We start from the raw sequence: 20434 nt of genomic DNA, 5'->3' as shown, positions 1-20434 counted from the left end.
GGCTCAGCCCTCCCGACTGCCGTCCAGCAGGCGGCGCAGCGCCAGCGGATTGGCGTGTTGCAAGGCCTGCGGCAGCAGCGCGTCCGGGAAGTCCTGATAGCAGACCGGCCGCAGAAAGCGCTGGATGGCCGCCGTGCCCACCGAGGTGGCGCGCGCGTCCGAGGTGGCCGGGTACGGCCCGCCATGCACCATGGCGTCGCACACTTCCACGCCGGTGGGCCAGCCGTTGACCAAAATGCGGCCGGCCTTGCGCTCCAGCGTGGGCAACAGCGCGTGGGCCAGGTCCAGATCGCCCTCGTCCAGCTGCAGAGTGGCGGTGAGCTGGCCTTCCAGTTGCTCGGCCAACTGGCGGAACTCCCGCGCGTCCTTGCATTGCACGATCAGGGCGGCGGCGCCGAACACCTCGGCCCGCAAGGCCGGCTTGGCCAGATAATCCCGCGCATCGGCCAGCCACAGCTGGGCCTGGCACTGGTTCGGCCCGGTAGCTGGCAAGCCGGCGGCCGCCAGCCGGGCATGGCCGGACAGCGCGTCCACGCCGGCCTGGTAGGCGCGGAAGATGCCGGGCGTCAGCATGGTCTGCGCCGGACTCTGCCGCAGCAACGCGGACGCGGCGGCAAGGAAGCCATCCAGCGCCGGGCCCTGCTCGGCGATGATCAAGCCGGGATTGGTGCAGAACTGCCCCGCCCCCAGCGTCAGCGAGCCGACGAAGCCCTGCGCCAGCGCCTCGCCGCGCGCCCGCAGCGCCGCCGGCAGCAGAAACACCGGATTGGTGGCGCTCATTTCCGCATACACCGGAATCGGCTCCGGCCGGCTTTGCGCCAGCCGGCACAAGGCCAGGCCGCCGCTGCACGAGCCGGTGAAGCCCACCGCCTTGACGCGCGGATCGGCCACCAACGCCTGCCCCGCTTCGCGGCCGTCGCCGAACAGCAGCGCGAACACGCCGGCCGGCAGCCCGCATTTCTCCGCCGCCCGCGCGATGGCCCGCCCCGCCAGCTCGCTGACGCCGGGATGGGCGCTATGGGCCTTGACGATGACCGGGCAGCCGGCCGCCAGCGCGGAAGCGGTATCGCCGCCGGCCACCGAGAAGGCCAGGGGGAAATTGCTGGCGCCGAACACCGCCACCGGCCCCAGCGCCACTTGGCGCTGACGCAGATCAGCGCGCGGCAAGGGCTGGCGCTGCGGCATGGCGGGGTCCACCCGCGCGTCCAGCCACTCGCCGGCCCGCAGCGTGCGGGCGAACAGCCGCAGCTGGCCGCAAGTGCGGCCGCGCTCCCCCTGCAAGCGGGCGCGCGGCAGGCCGGTCTCGGTCATGGCGCGTTCTATCAACGCATCGCCCAGCGCTTCCATTTCGTCGGCGATGGTTTCGAGAAAGCGCGCCCGCGTTTCCGGCGCGGTTTCGCGGTAGGCATCAAACGCCTCCCAGGCCAAGGCGCAGGCCTGCTCCACTTGTTCGCGGTCCGCGCCGGCATAGCCCGGCTCCAGAGCTTGATCGGTGGACGGGTCTATCGCCCGGATCCTCTCGCGGCGGCCGGCCACAGCCTGCCCGCCGATGAGCATCATGCCTGTCAGATTCATCATGTCTCCTGCGTGATTGAGCGCCGCGAACACCCCCTGCCCCAGCCTTGACTCAGGACTTTGGGAGGGTTTGTTCATGGCTTCCAGTGAGCCTCCGCGCCGCAATGGCGCGGCGGGGGTGGGATGTCAGGCGACGTTCTGCTCGGCCGACCAGCGGCGATACCACTCGCGGAACAGCGCGTACTGGGTTTCGGCATAGCGGCGCTGGGCGGCGCTCAGCGTGTCGGTTTCGTTGAAATGCAGCGCGTATTCCTTGTCGCCGTTCAGCACCATCAGGTGCTTGTAATACAGCACCAGGTCGCAGCCCTCGTCGAAGGAGGACAGCACGGCCAGCGCCGATTCCAGCTCGCCGGCGCGGCGGCGGGCGACGGCATCGCCCCTGGCCGCCGCCCGGCTCAATGCCACCAGGTGCAGCACTTCGCGCGGCAGCGCGTTGCCTATGCCGGTGATGGCGCCGGTGGCGTTGCAATTGACGAAGCCGTGCACCACCTGGGTATCCACCCCCACCATCAGCGTGACTTCGTCATCCTGGGAGGTGATGTGCTCGGCGGCGTAGCGCAGGTCGGCAGCGCCGCCGAACTCCTTGAAGCCGATCAGATTGGGATAGGCGCGGCGCAGCTCGAAGAACAGGTCGGCGCGGGTGGCGAAGCCATAGTAGGGGCTGTTGTAGATCACGGCCGGCAGCTTGGGCGCGGCAGCCAGAATGGCCGAGAAATGCGCCTTTTGCGCGGCCGGCGACGCGCCGCGCGACAACACGCGCGGGATCACCATCAAGCCATGCGCCCCCACCCTGGCGGCGTGGGCGGCGTGGGAAACCGCCTCGCGGGTGTTGACGGCGCCGGTGCCCACTATGGTCGGCACGCCTGCAGCCACCAGCCGCGCCACGCCCTCCTGGCGCTGGGCCTCGCTCAGCAGCGGCCAGTCGCCCATCGAGCCGCAGTACACCACCGCGCTCATGCCCAGGGACACCAGCTCCTTGCCCTTGGCCACCAGCGCGTCGAAGTCCGGCTGGCAATCGGCGGTGCACGGGGTCATCAGCGCCGGGATGCAGCCGGTGAAAATGTTATCGCTCATTGTCTTGCTCCTTGCGGCATTCATTCAGGTGAGGCGCGCGGGGTTCAGATGCCCCACGCGAAGGGGTCTTCTTCGTCGATCAATAGCGTGGCGCGGGCCGTGATATGGGCGCGGCCGGTGATATAGGGGCGGATGAAGTCGCCTTCCCGCTGGTAATGGCCGATGAAGCGGCTGCCGGTGATGCCGGCCTGCACCCAGCGCTCGCCTTCGGCCAGCTTGCCGTCAGCGGCCAGGCAGGCCAGCTTGGCGCTGGTGCCGGTGCCGCAGGGGGAACGGTCATAGGCCTTGCCGGGGCACATGACGAAGTTGCGGCTGTTTGCATGCTCATCGTCGGCAAACAACTCAAGGTGATCGATAGGCGCGCCGTCCGCGCCGGTGACGCCCTGCGCCGCCAACGCCTGCATCGTGGCGCAGCTGAACGCGCTCAGCGCCTCGACATTGTCCAGCCGCACGCTCAGGCCATGCTCGGCCACCAGGAAAAACCAATTGCCGCCCCAGGCGATGTCGCCAATCACCGTTCCATGGCCGGGCACCTCCACCGCCGCCTGCCGGCGGTAGCGATAGGACGGCACATTGCGCAGCGTCACCGCGCCGTCTTCATGCAACACGGCGCCGACCGTCCCCACCGGCGTATCTATCTTGTGCGCGCCGGGCCTTATCCATCCCAGGTAGTGCAAGGAGGCGATCAAGCCGATGGTGCCGTGGCCGCACATGCCCAGGTAGCCGGCGTTGTTGAAGAAGATCACGCCGCAGGCGGCGTCCGCCGAAACCGGCTCGCAATACAGCGCGCCCACCAGCACATCATTGCCGCGCGGCTCCAAGAGGCAGGCGCGGCGCCATTGATCGTGCCGCTCGCGCAACGCGTCGCGCTTATCCGACATGCCGCCGCCCGGCAAGGCGGGGAAGCCGCTCAATACCAGCCGGGTGGGTTCGCCACCGGTGTGGGAGTCTATGACCTCCAGTTGCCGCATCCGCTTGTCCATTCCAAACCCCGTCAAGTCCGGCCGCCCGCGCCGTTATCCCGCAGCGCGTGGATTCCATTGCCTCTCCGCGCCGCATCCCTGTTCGCTGCCACCCCGATAGCATGGCCGCGTTGCCGCCGACAATCTTGATGGCTATCATCAGTTGTCATGACGAAATCGGCATAGTTTGGGCGGCGCGGCAGCTTGGCTCGCTCAGCGGCCCGGGATCAGACAGGACGCGGCAGCAGTGGGATGGATCAGACGGCAAGGACGGAGGGCGGCCCTGCGCGGCGGCGGGCCCATCCAGAAAGGCGGGAAGGATGACGAGCACGACGGTTGAAGCCATCGCCCGCTGGCGGGAAGGACGCCAACCGGCATCGCTAGAAGACTGGCTGGCAGGCCTTGCCCCGCTGCTGCCGGTGCTGGACCTCATCCCCAACGCGGCCATCTTCATCAAGGACGCCAGGGCGCGCTATCTTTGCGCCAACCAGACGCTGGCGCAGCGCTGCGGCTTGAAGGATTTGCAGCCGCTGCTGGGCAAGACCAGCGCGGAAGTGTTTCCGGCCCAGCTGGGGCCGGTCTATACGGCGCAGGACATCAAGGTGCTGCAAGACGGCCTGGTGCTGGAAGGCCAGCTGGAGCTGCATCTGTTCAAAAGCCGGGAACCGGGCTGGTGCCTGACCTACAAATGGCCCTTGTACAACCGGCAAGACGAAATCATAGGCCTGATAGGCATTTCGCTGGATTTGCAGTCGGCCAGCAAGAGCCATCCGGCTTATAAGCGTCTGGCCGCCGTGGACGAGTTCATCCGCCGCCATTTCAGCCAGCCGGTTTCCATGGCGCAGCTCACCGGCATCGCCGGCATGTCCGCCGCGCAGCTGGAGCGCTATTGCAAAAAAGTGTTCCACCTCTCGCCGCGGCAAATGATACACAAGGCCCGGCTGGAGCACGCGCACCGGCTGCTGCAGACCGACATGGCCATCACGGACATCGCGCTGCGCTGCGGCTACACGGACCACAGCGCCTTCAGCCGCCAGTTCAAGGCCCTGACCGGGCTGACGCCGCGCCAATACCGCCAACAGCTGGATCAGGATGAGCGCCGCTAGTCGGCGCGGCCAAACCGGCGCCGGTACTCGGCCGGCGTGCATCGCAGCTCGCGGCTGAATAGCCGCCGGAACGTGCCGGCATCGTGATACCCCACCCGCTCCACAATCTCGTCCAGGCTCAAGGCGGTGCCTTCCAGCATGCGCCGCGCGCTGTCCAGCCGCAGCTGCTGCAGATATTGCAAAGGCGTTTGTCCCAGCACTTGGCCAAAGCGCCGCATCAGCGTCCGTTCGCTAGCCCCGGCCGCCTGGGCCAGGCTGGCCAGCCGGTAAGGCTGCCGTAAATTGTCCAGCAACCAGTGCTGGCAGCGCAGCACCAGCTCATCGTCATGCCCGGAAAAGTCCTGCAGGCTGGCATAAGGCGCCTGGCTGACGCGGTTGGCATCCACCAGCATCAAGCGCGCGCAGGCCAAGGCCAGATCGGCGCCGCCATATTGCTCCACCAGGCGCAGGGCAAGATTGAGATAGGCGGTGGTGGCTCCGCCGCAAATCACGCCCGCATCCTCCGTCAGCATCGCGTAAGGCTGCAGCCGCGCTTGCGGGTAGCGGGAACGAAACCACGGCAGCAGCCACCAGCTGATGGTGGCCGCGCGCTGCTCCAGCAAACCGCTCTCTGCCAGCAAGGCCACGCCGGTGCAGTGGCTCATCACCCGCTTGCCCTCTGCTTGCCAGCGGTGCAGCCGCTCGCCCAGCCCGCGCAAGCGCGTCAACCGCGCCTCCAGTTCCGCAAGGTCTCGATAGATGAACGGCGCCAACGCCAGCGTATCGGCCTGAGCGGCAGAGGCAAAATCGCCATCGGCCGCCAGCCGCACGCCGCTGGACGAGACAACCATGCCGCCGTCCGCGCTCAGCAAGCGCCAGCGGAACAAGGGCGCGCCGCCGCGCGCGGCCAGCCGATTGGCAAACTGAAGCACATCCAGCATGCCGGTGGCGCCGCCGCCGATAAACCCGTCGGTCAGCAAGAGGGCGATTTCATGCATGGCAAGATCCACTCATTAAATGGCCATATTGCCACTCAAATTGCATAATCAGCAAGCCTAGACTGGGCCTGCCTAGCCAATAGGCAAGATCACTCAGCACACTAAGGAGAACGAAATGCAAGCCGCGACAGTTCAAGCCAAACACGGCCAACACTATAGCCATGCCGCCCTCGGCCCCCTGGGCCAACTGAGCCAGTATGGCTTTGTAATGCCGCCGCTGGGGGAGCGCCCAGTGCCGGGCAAGGTGTTCCTGCAGGCGCCGCTGGCGCTGACCGGGGCGGAGGTTTCCTTCGGCCTGCTGCCGGCCGGACTGGGCATGCCCTTTTTGCACCGCCACCGCGAACATGAGGAAATCTATCTGTTTCTGCGCGGCAGCGGCGAAGTGCAAGTGGACGATGCGCTGCTGCCGGTTGAGGAAGGATCCGTCGTGCGCGTGGCGCCGCCGGCTGCGCGCGCCCTGCGCAACACCGGCGAGGAGGGTTTGGTCTATATCGTGCTGCAAGTCCAGCAGAACAGCCTGCACGTCGGCACCATAGACGACGGCGAGCTGCTGGCAGACAAACCCGCCTGGTGTCGCCAGGACGGTTGACACGCCTGCATCATCCCGCACCTAGCGCCGGCTGGTTGGCTCCAGCCATCTGCCGGCGCAAGTTCACTTATTGCTTGACATAGCGCCAATGCCGGTCAGTATCCAGCCACACCAGGCTCTCGCCCTCTCGCGCCATCCGGGCCTGAAACGGCTGCGATTCATCTTGCTTGCCCGGTGTCGCTTCGAATACGAAATCCCGGCGCCCCGCCGCACGTTCGGCAGCTGGCAAATCGTAGACATAGGGTTTTCCGCGCTGAATGCCAGGGTAACGCAAAACAATCTGGCAGATATTGCCTTCCATCCCCATGCTGGTCCAGCCGTTGCCTTGCGTCAGCCCCTGATCTCGCTGCGGAGCCTGGCAGCCAAACACGGTTACCGCGACATTGTCCACCGTGCGCTGGCGGTAACGCACCTGGATGCGGTATGGCCCTGCCCCAAGCGGCGCGCCAGACCGGGCAACCTGCTCAAGACGATAAGGCTGCCAACCAGGAGCCTCTGCCGTATCCGCGCTCTGAAACCATACTTCTTTGCCGCGCAAGCCCCATTGCCCCTGCGCAACCTGGTCCACTGCACCGTAGGACAACATGAAGGCAAAGCGGCCGTCAGCACCCAGACGAATCTGCGAACCCACCTCCCTCACTCCACGCAGATAGTAGTCTCCCGCCAGCTTGGCCATGGCAGCCCTCTCACCTACCGAGACAGGGTGCATCACAATGGGTTTCGCGTTGCCCCGCGGCACGGCGAAGCCCAAGCCTTGCAGCGCCTGCACCACGTCCTGACGCCCCGCATCCGCGGCCTCCCGCATCGCCTTGCGCCCGAACTGCGGTGAGACCGGTGAGCGCCTAGCCAGCTGGGGCAGGCGTTTTGTCAAACGTGCGCCGCTCCATCCGGCCTCGTAGGAGTCCTTATCCGCCAGTAAAGAGATGAGCAGACGTTCACTAGCTGATGACTTGGAACAGTCTGCGCCCGAGGCCTTGCCAAACCCTTGCCTCAGCAACCAGGACCAGCGCGCATCATCGCTTTCCAGCACCAAGGCCTCCAGATCCCACTGGCCGGCAAAGCAAAGCGGCGCCAGGCTGGCACTTGCCCAGCCCAGCCGCGCCAGCATGGCCGCGCTTCCTGAGCGCACGGCCAGTTCATGCAGCACAGCCATGGGCTTGCCCTTTACAGCATCATCCAGCTTGCCTCCCTTGGCCAACAGCAGATCCAGGCCCTGGACGTCTCCTAGCCGCACCGCCCAGGCCACAGCACTCATGCCGAACCCGTCATGCAGATTAGGGTTGGCACCCGCGTCCAACAACCGCGCCATCAGATCGTGCCGCTTTCGCGCGACGACCAGCACCGGGACGTCACCGCTCTCCCGCTCGCGCACCCGCAGGCCTTGGTCAAACAAGGCCTGCATCACCTTCGGGTCATCCACGCGCAAAGCATCAGCCAATGTGAGCCCATCCAAAGGCGGCACGGACAGGCCCGCGGCCAACAAGGCGTTCACCATCTCGCCGGCCGACTCGCCATACCGCATCAGCGCAGCCGGGAAAGGCGAATTCGCTGGCTGAGACAGTCTTGCCTTCTGCTCTGGCGTTAGCTTGGCCAGCATCAATCGCAACATCTCCACGCGGCGCGCGCGCCGGCTCCTCTCCTGCTCCGCGCTGACCTCGTCAGCGAACGGGTCTGGCACGATGGCGGCAAACAAGGGGGAGCTTGCCACTTGTTTGGCCAACGGGTCAGCCCCCAGCGACAGCAAGAGACGCACCATGGACACATTGCCATCCTTCACTGCCTGCGCCATCGGCGTCTGGCTCTCGCCCGGCGCGCCATCCACCGGTGCGCCCAGTTTTACCACGCGCGCCACCCAGGCTTCGTCGCCAGCATGTACAAGATGGTGCAAGAGAGTATTACCCGTTTGCGGAAATGACCGATTGCCTCTCTCCAGCGGGTCCCACTCGCCCGCCCACTTGCCCGTGGACTGCAGCCAGGGCATGCCCGGCACGATCAGCGCCGACAGGATTTGATCTCGGCTCGCCCCTGGCACCCCAAAACGATCATGCGGGTACAGCGCCCAGGCGGCGGCATTGAGCCACAGATCGAACGGCCCCATCTTGCCGTCACTCTCGCTCTTTGCCTGATCGATGGTCCGCGGCAGATGCCGCTTGAGCCATTGCAGGCCGCCCAGATTGCCGGTGCGCGCCGCCATCGCCAAAGAACTGTCCTGCCCGTCATCCAGCGCAGGTGTTGTGCCCAGGGCGGAGATCCGGCTCATCACCTCATCACCTCGGGTCATCGCCGCCACCGCCGGCCACAACAGCTCATCCGCGTAGGGACGGCCGCCAGGGCCGCGATCTTCGTCAAGCGACTGGAAGGGGCGCCGCGCTCCGGCTTTGAGCAACATCTCGATCATCGCGGTGCGCGCCTCCGGCGAGACAAACACAGGTTTCCAGCCGGCATCGCGCGAAAACGCAGGTTCCAGCGCGACCTCCAGCGCCGTCTGACCCGTTTCTCCGGTTTGATTGACGTCCGCGCCATGCGCCAACAGCAGCTTGACCATTTCGGGGGTACCCCAGACCAAAGCCGACTGCAAGGGGGGCCGGCGGGCCTGGTACGATACATCCTTCACACTGGCGCCGTGCTGCAGCGCCAGCGCCAGCATCCTCGTCTTGGCCGGCAGCATGGCCTCATGCCTGGCTTTGATCTGCTGCCGAGTCTGCGCCGGGAGGTTACTCCAGGCAGCCCAGTACTGCCCAGGCGGCAGCAGCTTGGGAGAAAGCGACAACAAGACATCCAGCAGCGGCCGTCCCTTGACCGCGTATTCAGAAACATCGGCAATACCGGCGATCTTCTCGGCAAACCGCGCCTCGTCACCGTCTTGCGCGGCCTGAAACAGGGCCAGCACATCAGCCGTGGGCGGCTTCTGGTATTCCCGGTACGGGTCTTTGCAGTCACAAGGCGCAGCCGCCATGGCGGATGCAGCCTGCGCGTCCGCTGCCGAGGGCCAGGCAAGCGCAAGTAGCAAGGTCAAACATCCCGCCAGCGCGGCGGGAGCAGGGGCTAAGGGCAAACGACTAAGGTGGCTTTTTTTCATCGACGTAGCAGTATGGTGGAAATCAAAAAAACCGGGCCAGCGCCTGGCGCCGCACACAGGAACACTTGCTCGGAAACGAAACGGCCGCTCACGCGGCCGTTCTCAGGCGGCGCCGGGCGGTCATGCCGCCCGGCCGCCTCTTACTCCTGCTTCACGTCCAGCAGCTCCTGCAGCTGGCTCAGCGTGCCGCTGTCCTTCACCACATGCTGCAGCCACTCTTCCAGGCTCATCTCGGCCCAGCGCGCGGCGCGTTCGGCCAGCAGGGCCACCGGGCTGTGCGGTTCGTTGTGGCGGAAGTAGCGCGCCACTTCGGTCAGGGCGGTGACGGCCTCCTGGCGGCTGCGAATCTGGCCGTTGAAGTTGCTGGCCGGCGCGGCGGTGTAAACGGGACTGGACACGGTTTGATTCATGGCGGGGCGCGGCTCCACTGCGGGCTGGGCGGCAGCTTGCGGCGCGGGCTTGTTGCCTCCCAATTGCTGACGGTAGCGCAGGACCAGGTCCTGGCAGGCATAAATGGCGTTGCGGATATCCGCCAGGCTGGGCGCTTCCGCGCCAAAACGCTGGTCCGCCCACCTGTCCAGCTCCTCGTAAGCCGTCAGCAGCGCCACCAGTTCCTCGGCCTTGGCCTGGAACCAGCCATGACCGGACAGGACAGCGGATTTCTCGAAGGCGTCGCCGCTGAGCTTGCCTTCGGCGATGGCCGCCTCGCGCGCCTCGCTGTCTTTCAGGCCCAGGTTTTCCACATCGCGCGACTGCTGCCACTGGTGCCAGCTGTAGCCGCCGAACTCCGGCTTGGTCATAGGCACATTGCGCAGCGCAAGGCCCAGCTGCTGGTTCATCCACTCCAGCTTGGCCACGCGCTCGTCCAGATCATGCGGGTCCAGTTCCGGGAAACCATTTTCCCAATAGCGCTCCAGCCAGCCGTTCACCAGCGCCAGGCCGCGCGCCAGGCCGGCCACGCCATTGACCTGGGCCTGCGCCTCGGCGTACCAGGCCAATAGCTGCAGGTCCTTGCTCTGGTTTTGCAGCGCGTCTTCGCACAAGCGGATGACCTGCGGCCACTCAGCCGTCTTCAGGGTCTGTTCCCAATCGCCCATCGCCAGCGAGGGGTCGTCGCTGCGCCGCGCTTCGCGAATCTGGTCGAAAACCAAGGAATACGCCAGGTCTTCCCCGGCCGGCGCAGCCGGACTCACCGGCTGCATCAAGTGTTCAATGCTCTGATCCATAATCTTTCTCTAGCCTTTTCCGACCTGGGGCAGCGTGGAAATCAGGGTGGCGCCGCAGCTGACCTTGTGGCCGTCCAGCGCCACCGGCTTGCCGCCCACCAGCCAGCTGCCGTCGCCCTCGACGATGGTGCAATTGACGTGGCCCTGCTGCGGGCAGGTGACGGCATCGCCGACGCACGCCACTTGCTTGCCGAACAAGGTGGTGCTGGACGCGGCGCTGACTACCTTGCCGCCATGGTCGGTGGGGTCGCCCAAACGAATTGCCGCTTTCATGCGGTGGCCTCCTCTGCCGGCGGCCGGGCCAAGGCCAAGGACACCAGCTCATCATGGAAATGGGTGATCACGGCGGGCGCCTGCAAGCGCGCGCAGTGGCTGACCGCGGTGGCGGTCATCAACATGGGCGTGGCCGATCCGGCGTCGCCCCACTCGCGCACCACATTGCTCGCCTCGTCTATCGGGTGCAGCTCCACCTCGTGGCGCGACAGCGCGGTGGCGATGGCCGCCAGGCGCACGCCGCCGACGTCGATCTGGCCGCTGTTGTGGCATAGCCAGGCCACCGAGGCGGCCTGCTGGTTTTCCGGCTTGGCCTCCTCCGCGCTGAACGGGTAGTCCAGCAGCGCGGCGTTGACCAGGGCGTTGTCCAGCACCGGCTGCAGGCTGCGCGCCAGCTGCAGCGCCTTGTCCTGCGCCAGCTGGGTGGAGCTGGACTGCGCCAGGATGGCCAACGCCGGCAGCGCGGCCAGGCTGGCCTGGCGGCTGGGCGGCACCACGCCCCAGCCGGCGGCCGGCCCGGAAAAATCCTTTTCCCAATACGGCTGGTAAGGGTCGGCGTCCTCGGCCTCCTGCTCCGGCTCGGCCGGCGCGACCAGATCATCGCGCAGGAACAGCATGGCCACCACGGCCATGCCGGGCTCGCCATGCCAACGGCGGTATTCGCGCACGGCGGGGTCGGCCTCGCCCCAGTCGTCGTCTTCGTCTTGCGCGGCCAGCGGCGCGTCGGCGGCCAGCACCAAGAGGCCGGGCGCTTCCGGGTCCTGCTGCAGCACCTGCAGCACGCGCTCCGCCAACTGGCCGCTGCCCGGCAGGAAGCGGCATTCGCCGGACACGTGGGCGTCGGCGCCCAGCGCCTCTGCCGCCGCCTGCTGCCTCAACTCCTTGACGCGGGTCAGCTGCTCCACGCCGGGGACTTCGCGCATCGGCTCCAGATACAGCGGCAGCCAGGCCGCGCCCGGCGCTTCGGCATACAGGCTGGACAGCATGTCAGCGATGCGCGGCGACAGCGCGTCCAGCCGTTCGCCCGCCTCCACCTCGTCCTTGTCCAGCGCCGTCCACCAGACGCCGTCGGCGTTTTCCGCCAGCCAGGCCGGCTCGTCCTTGGCCGGCACGGCGGCGGCCCACAGCCAGCGGCAGCTGGCCGCGCGGCGGCGCTCCTCCAGCTCCGCCGCGTGGCGGGCACGCGCTTCCTCGCGCTTGCCCACGCGCTCAGCCTCCGCCTGGGCTTCCTGCTGCTCGGCCTCGGCCTTGGCCTTTTTCTCTTTCAAGAACGTCCACACCTTGACGCCCACGCTCAACAGCATGGGCGGCCCCAGATGCAGCAGCAGGATGGCGGACGGGCTGATGCGCTGCCAGCTTTGCGGCAGCACCAGCCACAGCAGCGCCCACCAGCTGACGCTGGCGCCGGTAAACAGGGCCAACATTCTCCACATGGGCAACGCTCCTTAGCTGACTTTCACCTTCACCTGCTCGCCCTTGAGCGAGACGGCGATCTTTTTCACCGGCTTGCCCGTGGCCATGCGCGACAACAGATCGTTGGAGATCTGCGCCAGCAGCGTGCGGGTGAGGATGGCGTCGGCATTGCGCGCGCCGCTGTCCACGTCCAGGCAGCGCGCGGCCATCTGCTCGGCCAGATCGGCCGGGAATTCCACCTGCGCGCCGTGGTTGTCGGCGATGCGGCGGCGGATCTTTTCCAGCTTCAGCTCGACGATGGCGCGCAGCACATCGTCGCTGATCGGGAAGTACGGCACGATGGTCAGGCGGCCCAGGAAGGCCGGCTTGAAGGTCTTCTGCAGCGTCGGGCGCAGGATTTCCACCAGGTCTTCCGCAGTCGGGTCGCGCGTCACGTCCTCCACCGTCACGCCGTGCTCGCAGGCGCGCATCACCAGGTCGGTGCCGGCGTTGGACGTCAGCAGGATGATGGTGTTCTTGAAGTCCACCTCGCGGCCTTCGCTATCCTCCAGCACGCCCTTGTCGAACACCTGGAAGAACAGCTCCAGCACGTCCGGGTGCGCCTTTTCCACCTCGTCCAGCAGCACGACGGAGTAAGGCTTGCGGCGCACGGCCTCGGTCAGCACGCCGCCCTCGCCGTAGCCGACATAGCCCGGGGGCGAGCCCTTCAGGCCGGACACGCTGTGCGCTTCCTGGTATTCGGACATATTGATGGTGATCAGGTTGCGCTCGCCGCCGTACAGCGCCTCGGCCAATGCCAGCGCGGTCTCGGTCTTGCCTACGCCGGACGGCCCCACCAGCATGAACACGCCCTTGGGTTTGCCCGGGTCTTCCAGGCCGGCCTTGGCGATCTGCACGCGCTCGGCGATCTGCTCCAGCGCGTGGTCCTGGCCGATGACGCGTTCGGCCAGCAGCTGGGCCAGCTTCTGCACCTGTTCCAGCTCGTTGCTGACCATGCGGCCCAGCGGAATGCCGGTCCAGCCGGCGATCACGTCCGCGATCACGCTTTCGTCCACGCATTCGAAGGCCAGCGGCTGGTGCTTTTGCAGCTCGCGCAATTCCTTGCGCTTGGCCTGCAACGGGCTGATCTTCTTGCCCTTGGCCGGTTTGGCCTCGTCGCGCTGCGCTTTGAGCTGGTCGATTTCTTCGACCAGCTTCTGCTGCGCCGCCCATGCCTCATGCAGCTGTTGCAGATTGCCTTCCAGCTCCGCGCGCTGCGCTTCCAGTTCGGCGATGCGCTCGGCATGGCCTTCCTCGCGCTTCAGCGCGGCGATCTCTCGGTCGATGTTGTCCATCAGCACCGACACGTCTTCGATCGGCCCCGGCTTGCCGGCGCGCGACAGCGCCACGCGGGCGCAGGCGGTGTCGAGCACGCTGATGGCCTTGTCCGGCAGCTGGCGGCCGGCGATGTAGCGGCTGGACAGATGCACGGCGGCGGCCACCGCCTCGTTGAGGATTTCCACCTTGTGGTGGTCGGCCATGGCGTGGGTCAGGCCGCGCACCATCTGCACGGCGATTTCCGGCACCGGCTCCTCCACCTTCACCACCTGGAAGCGGCGCGCCAACGCGGCGTCTTTCTCGAAGTATTTCTTGTACTCGGCCCAAGTCGTCGCCGCGATGGTGCGCAGCTCGCCGCGCGCCAGGGCCGGCTTCAGCAGGTTGGCCGCGTCGTTCTGGCCGGCCGCGCCGCCGGCGCCGATCAAGGTGTGCGCCTCATCGATGAACAGGATGATGGGCACCGGGCTGGCCTTGACCTCGTCTATCACCTGGCGCAGGCGGTTCTCGAACTCGCCCTTGACGCTGGCGCCGGCCTGCAGCAAGCCCAGGTCCAGCGTGCGCAGGGTCACGCCGGCCAGCACCGGCGGCACTTCGCCCAGCACGATCTTGCGCGCCAGGCCTTCCACCACCGCGGTCTTGCCCACGCCCGGCTCGCCGGTGAGGATGGGGTTGTTCTGCCGGCGGCGCATCAGAATGTCTATCATCTGGCGGATTTCGACATCGCGGCCCAGGATGGGGTCGATCTTGCCGGCGCGGGCCTGCGCGGTCAGGTCTATGGTGTACTTGTCCAGGGCCGGGCTGCCGCGCTTGCCTTGCGGCGCGGCCGGCGCGTCGCCTTGCTCGCCCTCGCCGGCTTCGGCAGCGGCGGCATGGCCCGCGGCCTCGCTGCCATGCTGGCGCAGCGCGGCGTAAGCGCCCTTCAGCTTGCCGGCGTCCAGCCTGGCCAGCGCCGGCGCGCCGGACTGCAGCGCGCCGCGCAAGGCGTCGTCCTGCCACAGCGCCAGCATCAGGTCCAGCGTGGACACATTGTCCTGGCCGTGTTCGGCGCTGGCCAGCAGCCAGGCCTTTTCCAGCCACTTGGGCAGCCAGGACGACAACACCGGGTTGCGGGTGTTGCCGCTGCGGAAATTATCCAACGCGGCGTCCAGCTCGCGCTCCACGCGGTCCAGGTCCGCGCCCAGCGCGCGCAGGGCCGCCAACGCGCCGTTATTGTCCTGATCGAACATCGCCAGCAAGGCGTGTTCGATCTCGATCTCGAAATGGGTGCGGGCCAAGGCGCGGCTGGCGGCTTGTTCGATGGCCTGGCGCGCGGTGGGCGTCAGGCGGTCAATCAGCGATTTCAACGATACAGACATGATTTTCCAATGCGGGTGATTTGAATGGTCGATTCAGGGTGATTCATCGTTGGCCGCGGCGCAGGGCATGACGTCGTCCAGCCATGCGTTCAGCCGCGCGCGGCCGTCTTCGTCCAGGTCGTCCAGCATGACGCGGTACCAGTCCAGCAGCGCGCCATCGTCCAGGCAGGGCCGCAGCAGCGCCCAGCTGTTTTCCAGGAAGGCGCCGAAAAACGGCACGCCGCGCTGGTGCAGGAACATGTCGTCGGTGATTTTCAGCTGGCGATACAGTTCGCGCAGACAGGTCAGGTAAGGCAATGCCTCGTCCGCGTGGCCGGCCTGCGCCAGGGCGGAGGCGAAATTGGCGTAAGCCATGGCGCAGGAAAACTCGCGGCTCTCGCGGTTCAGTTCGTCAAACTTCATCATCCAGGCCTTGCCCCTATCCACCTGGCCGGCCATCACCGACACGCTGGCCAGCTGCAAGGCGTTATGGGCCGACGGCTCCAGCTCGAACAGCCTCAGCCAGCAGGAAAAGGCCGTGTCCCACTGGCCCTGGCGGCCGGTGGCCAGCGCGCACAGCCGGTAGGCGTCGGCGCGCAAGCGGCCTGAACGCGCCTCCAGATAAGGCTGCGCCAGCCGCAACGTCTGCCCCCAATCCTCGCGCTGCAGCGCGGCCACGGCCGCCTCCAGCTCGGGCGGCGTTTCCGCCTGGCGCGCCACGCGCAGCTCGGCGGGTTTGCCGCGGCCCAACAGTCGCTTGATGATGCCCATGATGCAGGGTTCCTATCAGTTCAACAGCGTGTAACGCATATCGTCGGGATGGCCAGGCGGCCGTCCCAGCCAGCTGTCGCCGCCCAGGCTCAGCGCGTCCGAGCCCAGCACCGCCGGCGCCACGTCGCGCGCGTCCAGCACCAGGCAGACCTCGGCCGCCAGGCTATGGCCCAGCGCGTATTGCATCAACGCACGCAGCGCCTGCGCGCCGGCCGCGTGCGGCTGCAGCGCGTTGAACTGCTCGCGTCTCATCGGCCCCAGCCGCAGCTTGATCTTGGTTTGGCGGTCCCAGATGCGCTCGCCGGCAAAGGCGGACAGGCCCAGCTCGCAGCCGTCCGCGCCCAGCTGGCTCTGCTCGGCGCGCGGCACCTGCAGCCATTGGCCGACAAACTGCTCCAGGCTGGCCTTGACGCCGAAGAAACCTTCCACCAGCGTCACCAGCGATTGCGCCGACAGCGGTTTCTGGCTGAGCAGCCCGGCGTAATAGACGAACATGCGCTCGTCCAGCTGCGCGTCCGGCCCCATCTGCTGCCGCAGCTGGCCCAGGCCCACGCCGCCCAGGTCCAGCAGGTTGCGGGTGAAACCATCGCGCTCGCCGGCTTCGACATGGATCCAGCTGCGGTACTTGCACCAGGCCTCGAAAAACAGCGAGGCGGCGCGATGGCTGAACAGGTCGAAAAACGCGTGCATGGTGTCGTCGCGGTGGCGCAGACGGCGCTCCAGCAACAACTCCGTATACGCGGTGGGCAAGGCGCCGCTCGGCCCGGTGAGGCCCATGAAGCTGATGGTCATCTCGTCCGCCGCCTCGCTGCCCTCCTCCGCCGGCTGGTAGCCGGTCAGCTCGCTGGCTGGGAAGGACAGCGACGCCAGCGTGCGAAAGCGCAGCCGCTCCGGCAGCCGCCCGCGCTTGGCTCCGGCCCGCTTGAGGCCGGACAGGCCCAGGATGCGCGCCGCCTGGAAGAAGCCGAACTGGCTGGCGTCGGCGGCCAGCTCCTGCCTCAGATCACGAGGGCTTCGCCCGCTCTGGCCGGCCATGCCGCCACCTCCTGATTCTGTTGCACGGTCTCCACCCGCAGGCGGGTGAAGCTATTGGGCGCGCAATACAGCGCGAAGAAGCGTTCCAGCACCGAAGCGAACAGGTAGACGCTGCCGCCCACATAGTAGTCCGCATCCAGTTTCAGCCGGATGTCGCTGCCGCGCACAAAGCCGGCAAAGTCGCGGCCGGTGACGCGCGTCACCGCCGCTTCGCTATGAATGCCCACCACGCCCTGGATTTGCCGCACGTTGACCGGCGATCCGGTGAGGTTGTACAGCGCCAGCATTTCCTGCAGCGCGGCCACGCCGGAGTCGACAATGGACATGTAGTTCAGCGACAGGTGCGAGATCAGCCGCCACTGCACGGCGCGGCCCAAGGGGCTGCGCTGGGTGGCGGAAGGCTTGCGCAACAGGCGCACCCGCTTCACCACCGAATGGCCCGGCAGGGTAAAGTCGGTGCGCTGCGTGGCCTGGCTGCCGCCAAACGGAATCTGCTCCGGCAGGTCTCGGTTGCTACACAGCAGGTCCAGGCTCAGCACCTCGGCCGATGGGCGCACCGCGTGGAACTGCAGGTCCACCAGATGCAGCGCCAGGTCCGTGCCCTTGTCGCCGGCGCGCACCGAGCCTTCGCGGCTGGCATGCCAGTAAAAGCGCGGCGTTTGTTTCTCCGCGCCATGGCGCGTGGCGTAGAACGGCGGCACTTCCTCGCTGGTTTCACCCTCGCCGGACTTTTCCACCCGCACCACCTTGCGGATCTGGATCACCTCGTAGGCCTGTGGCTTGCGGCCATCGGCCAGCACCGGGTAGCCAGTCTTTTGATGGCTGACGCGGATAGGCTCGCCAGGCTGCTTGAACAAGTTCACCACCGGGGTGCAGCCCAGTTTCAGATGCTGCGGCTGCAGCTGCGTCAGCAGCCGGTGATGGCGCTCGCTGTCCGGGTAATCGCCCAGCGCCAGCTGCAGCACCAGTTTTTCGCCATTCAGCCGCGCGGCTGCCTTGTCCAGCTCCGCGATGTCGACAAACAGGAATTTTTCCGGATAGCAGAAGTATTCCGTCAGCAGCCGGTAGCCCATGAAGGAGCGCTCGTCGTACTCCAGCATGCCCTCGTCGCGGCCAAAACCCACCGGGCGGATGGCCTTGGCCGGCAGCGTGAAGGTGCGGGCCGGATCGTCGCTGCCATCGCCCACGCGGATGCGCAGCACTTGCGACAGCAGCAGCTCGTACAACAGGTGCATCAGCGCCGGCTCGCCGTCCAGGAAGAAGCGCAAGGACGTCAAACCGATGTGGTTCAGCGTCAGCCCGCCATGGGTATGGCACTCCAGCGTCAGCAGCGCTGCCGCGTCCGGCGCCAGCTGACGCAGGTAGGGCGAGCCGCTGGTCAGCTCCAGCCGCGCGTCCTTCAGGGACAGCGGATACAGGTCCACCGGATAGGCGCTGCGGAACTTGCACACCACGCCGTTGATGGCCGGCGCATGCACCGCCTGGCCGCGCTCCACGCGGTAACGCTTGGCGATCTCCGGCCGCGCCGGATCGCACTCGAACTGCACGATGGTGGCGGATGGAATCGGCTGCAGATAATGCGGATACAGCACATCGAGGAAGCTTTCCGCCACCTCGGGATAATCGTCATCCAGCTTCTTGTGGATGCGGGACGCCAGCAGCGCAAACGCCTCGATCAGCCGCTCGGTATGCGGATCGGCGCACTGGTCGCCTTCCATCTGCAGCCGGCCGGCGATCTTGGGATAGCGGCGCGCGAACTCGCCGGACAGCTCACGCAGCTGGCCGAGTTCGCGTTCGTAGTAGGGGAGTAAGGATTCAAGCATGCTTTACAAGGCACATTCGCCCAAAAGCAGGCGATCTATTGTTAAGTTGTCATAGTCACCAAACAGTCATGACTCATTTAGTTTGGCTACCATATTGAAAAGAACCTCTATCTAAAAACCTATCAGGTCCACTTCTATGCTATTTTCACTCCTTAATCACTTCCGCACACTCCCGATTAAAAGTAATCCCCTCACCACCAAATATTGTTTTGCAACTATTTACCCTCCCACCTCCAAGTTGACAGCCTAGCGACACTCTTGTTTTTTCCAACTTTGAAATCTTAAATTGATACATATTCTCCAATACCAATTTATAATCTGCATCAACAGGCAAATCCTCCACCCCATAATCAGAAAATTTCATAATCAAAGTTGGTGTCTTATTCTCCCTGGGCCACCAAATATCAGCTTGATAAGTATTCTTACTTACCTGAACAGGATTAATGAATTTTCCATCCGATTGATATCTATATAGCACTGCATTTTTTGGAATACTCCCTTTCCAATGCTGGATGGAAAATTTATTAATCAAGCTTTCGCACTCAGCAGCCACAGCACAATGAGACATCAAAATACTGCCGCCAAAAATCATCACAAATTTAGAAAGCTTCGATATAACCATAATAATTACTCTCAAAAGCACTGTTATCAATACCATTGGGAGGTCTCACCAAGCTTATTGCTGGATCACTTAGCTCCCCGTCCAAGTTATACTTCCTAATAGTTTTAGGATTATAACCCCAAGTATACACTTCAAAACTTACCTGATTTTTACCATCCAAAAGACCACCCTCATATACAACCCAATGAGACTCTTGAAGATCACCAATACTATAACCTGATTTATTTCTAATCATCTTAGCATCTATCATTAGAAGAATTTGATGCCCTTTACTTTTAAGGCCATCAATACACTTCAAATCAGCAAGTGCAGGCGACACATCCTCTCCACTATAAGAGAAAGCTTTTTTTACAACAGTCCCAATCAAGCTAATACCAACAGCACTAGCATTACCATAGCCTGCAATTTTTTTAACCAGCCCCTCCATCATTCCTGGCCAGTTAATTGCAGTAAATTGATCCCAACTTCCCGTCTCAATGCCATGATACCCTAGATTACTTTCCGAGCTTCTCGTACCCGCAAGCACAATCCAGTCAGCCTCCCACATGCTCATGTGTTCGTAATCACTATCCTTCGGCTTGATCTCATACATAGAATCAGATGGCTTAATAGTAAAATCATCGATCTTGCACAACCCAGTCCGATGTAACTCATGCGCAATTTTTCTATATCGATCCGGACTTCTCTTAATCGTCACATAATACAGCGCGGCCATCCCGCACAAACTACTACTACCCTGATCAATCCGCCATGGCTCTTGCATCCGCTCCTGAACTTGCGTCTGTACACGCTTTGAGTCAAACCAGCGGAAGCGATTATGTACAAACTGGACCAGTTCACAGCTCTGATCGGGATCATCCAGATAAGCTTTGACTGTCAAATCACAACCACAAAAATCAGGATCATCGATTTCTATCTTCGCCTTGCTACCTAGATTTCCCAGCTCTTTCCTGACCATCTGACCTTTTGATGTGTCAGGACTTTCATACTCGATAGCCCAGCAATATTGCCCACCATTCGCAGGCTCATCCCCATTCATCAACGTTACAGCAAACTCATATTTATTGTCATAAATCATTGCCTTCTGGAATTTTTCTCCAGACCCATCGTTCTTTGAACCATCATGCAGCGGGGTCAATAAAGTTATCTTACGCGGCACTTTGATGATAGTTACATTAGGCTTGCCAGAGTTAGAAGATTTAAGAGAGTCTTCATACAAACTCTGTCCTGCAGTATTGGCAGCGCCCATCACTTCACT

General features: G+C 64.5%; 16 protein-coding genes. 2 read left to right on the top strand and 14 right to left on the bottom strand.

All coding sequences use genetic code 11. The annotated features are described in order from the left end of the window. Positions 1–3 precede the first annotated feature (3 nt). From FYK34_RS04585 to FYK34_RS04575, 3 genes are all read right to left on the bottom strand, one after another. Complete coding sequence (locus tag FYK34_RS04585) at positions 4–1575, bottom strand: aldehyde dehydrogenase (NADP(+)) (protein WP_149299767.1); 1572 nt, start codon at positions 1573–1575, stop codon at positions 4–6. A gap of 126 nt (positions 1576–1701) precedes the next feature. After that, a complete protein-coding gene (locus FYK34_RS04580; RefSeq protein ID WP_149295267.1) occupies positions 1702–2649 on the bottom strand; it encodes a dihydrodipicolinate synthase family protein in 948 nt (315 codons plus the stop codon). A 44-nt stretch (positions 2650–2693) separates the two neighbouring features. Further along, entirely contained in the window at positions 2694–3620 is a 927-nt protein-coding gene (locus FYK34_RS04575) for a 4-hydroxyproline epimerase (RefSeq protein WP_149299765.1), read from the bottom strand. Between the two features lie 311 nt (positions 3621–3931). Between FYK34_RS04575 and FYK34_RS04570 the strand changes: the two genes are divergently transcribed. Next, on the top strand, positions 3932–4717 hold the full coding sequence (locus FYK34_RS04570) for an AraC family transcriptional regulator (RefSeq protein ID WP_149295266.1): 786 nt from the start codon (positions 3932–3934) through the stop codon (positions 4715–4717). On the opposite strand, the gene FYK34_RS04565 is transcribed toward FYK34_RS04570, so the two are convergent. Then, on the bottom strand, positions 4714–5694 hold the full coding sequence (locus tag FYK34_RS04565; protein WP_149295265.1) for a GlxA family transcriptional regulator: 981 nt from the start codon (positions 5692–5694) through the stop codon (positions 4714–4716). The two genes, FYK34_RS04570 and FYK34_RS04565, sit on opposite strands and share 4 nt — an antisense overlap. A gap of 115 nt (positions 5695–5809) precedes the next feature. Here FYK34_RS04565 and FYK34_RS04560 point away from each other — a divergent pair, with 115 nt between their 5' ends. Beyond that, positions 5810–6283 carry a cupin domain-containing protein gene (locus tag FYK34_RS04560; protein WP_149295264.1) on the top strand — a complete coding sequence of 158 codons (474 nt, stop codon included), beginning with the start codon at positions 5810–5812 and terminating at the stop codon, positions 6281–6283. A gap of 67 nt (positions 6284–6350) precedes the next feature. Here FYK34_RS04560 and FYK34_RS04555 read toward each other — a convergent pair whose 3' ends face one another. From FYK34_RS04555 to FYK34_RS04510, 10 genes are all read right to left on the bottom strand, one after another. After that, positions 6351–9299, bottom strand: coding sequence for an ankyrin repeat domain-containing protein (locus FYK34_RS04555; protein WP_149295263.1), 2949 nt, complete (start codon positions 9297–9299; stop codon positions 6351–6353). 203 nt (positions 9300–9502) lie between these two features. Then, entirely contained in the window at positions 9503–10588 is a 1086-nt protein-coding gene (tssA, locus tag FYK34_RS04550; RefSeq protein WP_149295262.1) for a type VI secretion system protein TssA, read from the bottom strand. A 9-nt stretch (positions 10589–10597) separates the two neighbouring features. Then, on the bottom strand, positions 10598–10861 hold the full coding sequence (locus tag FYK34_RS04545) for a PAAR domain-containing protein (protein ID WP_149295261.1): 264 nt from the start codon (positions 10859–10861) through the stop codon (positions 10598–10600). Beyond that, positions 10858–12294, bottom strand: coding sequence for a hypothetical protein (locus tag FYK34_RS04540; protein WP_149295260.1), 1437 nt, complete (start codon positions 12292–12294; stop codon positions 10858–10860). The genes FYK34_RS04545 and FYK34_RS04540 overlap by 4 nt, the downstream gene beginning before the upstream one ends. Positions 12295–12306: 12 nt before the next feature. Further along, positions 12307–14946: a type VI secretion system ATPase TssH gene (tssH, locus tag FYK34_RS04535; protein ID WP_149295259.1), complete on the bottom strand. Its 2640-nt coding sequence runs from the start codon at positions 14944–14946 to the stop codon at positions 12307–12309. A 33-nt stretch (positions 14947–14979) separates the two neighbouring features. Beyond that, a complete protein-coding gene (locus tag FYK34_RS04530) occupies positions 14980–15696 on the bottom strand; it encodes a tetratricopeptide repeat protein (protein WP_149295258.1) in 717 nt (238 codons plus the stop codon). A 15-nt stretch (positions 15697–15711) separates the two neighbouring features. Then, positions 15712–16731 (bottom strand): type VI secretion system baseplate subunit TssG, encoded by a 1020-nt coding sequence (gene tssG / locus FYK34_RS04525; RefSeq protein ID WP_149295257.1) that lies wholly within the window; start codon positions 16729–16731, stop codon positions 15712–15714. Beyond that, positions 16695–18554: a type VI secretion system baseplate subunit TssF gene (tssF, locus tag FYK34_RS04520; RefSeq protein WP_149295256.1), complete on the bottom strand. Its 1860-nt coding sequence runs from the start codon at positions 18552–18554 to the stop codon at positions 16695–16697. The genes tssG and tssF overlap by 37 nt, the downstream gene beginning before the upstream one ends. 145 nt (positions 18555–18699) lie before the next feature. Next, on the bottom strand, positions 18700–19176 hold the full coding sequence (locus FYK34_RS04515) for a hypothetical protein (protein ID WP_149295255.1): 477 nt from the start codon (positions 19174–19176) through the stop codon (positions 18700–18702). Next, the gene (locus FYK34_RS04510; RefSeq protein WP_149295254.1) at positions 19154–20425 is read right to left on the bottom strand and encodes a hypothetical protein; all 1272 of its coding nucleotides are present in this window, start codon (positions 20423–20425) and stop codon (positions 19154–19156) included. The genes FYK34_RS04515 and FYK34_RS04510 overlap by 23 nt, the downstream gene beginning before the upstream one ends. Between the last annotated feature and the right edge of the window lie 9 nt (positions 20426–20434).

It is taken from the genome of Chromobacterium paludis (assembly GCF_008275125.1).
Classification (GTDB): Bacteria; Pseudomonadota; Gammaproteobacteria; order Burkholderiales; family Chromobacteriaceae; genus Chromobacterium; species Chromobacterium paludis.
Note: the sequence above shows the minus strand (reverse complement) of the source record. Positions and strands in the feature narration are given on the sequence as shown.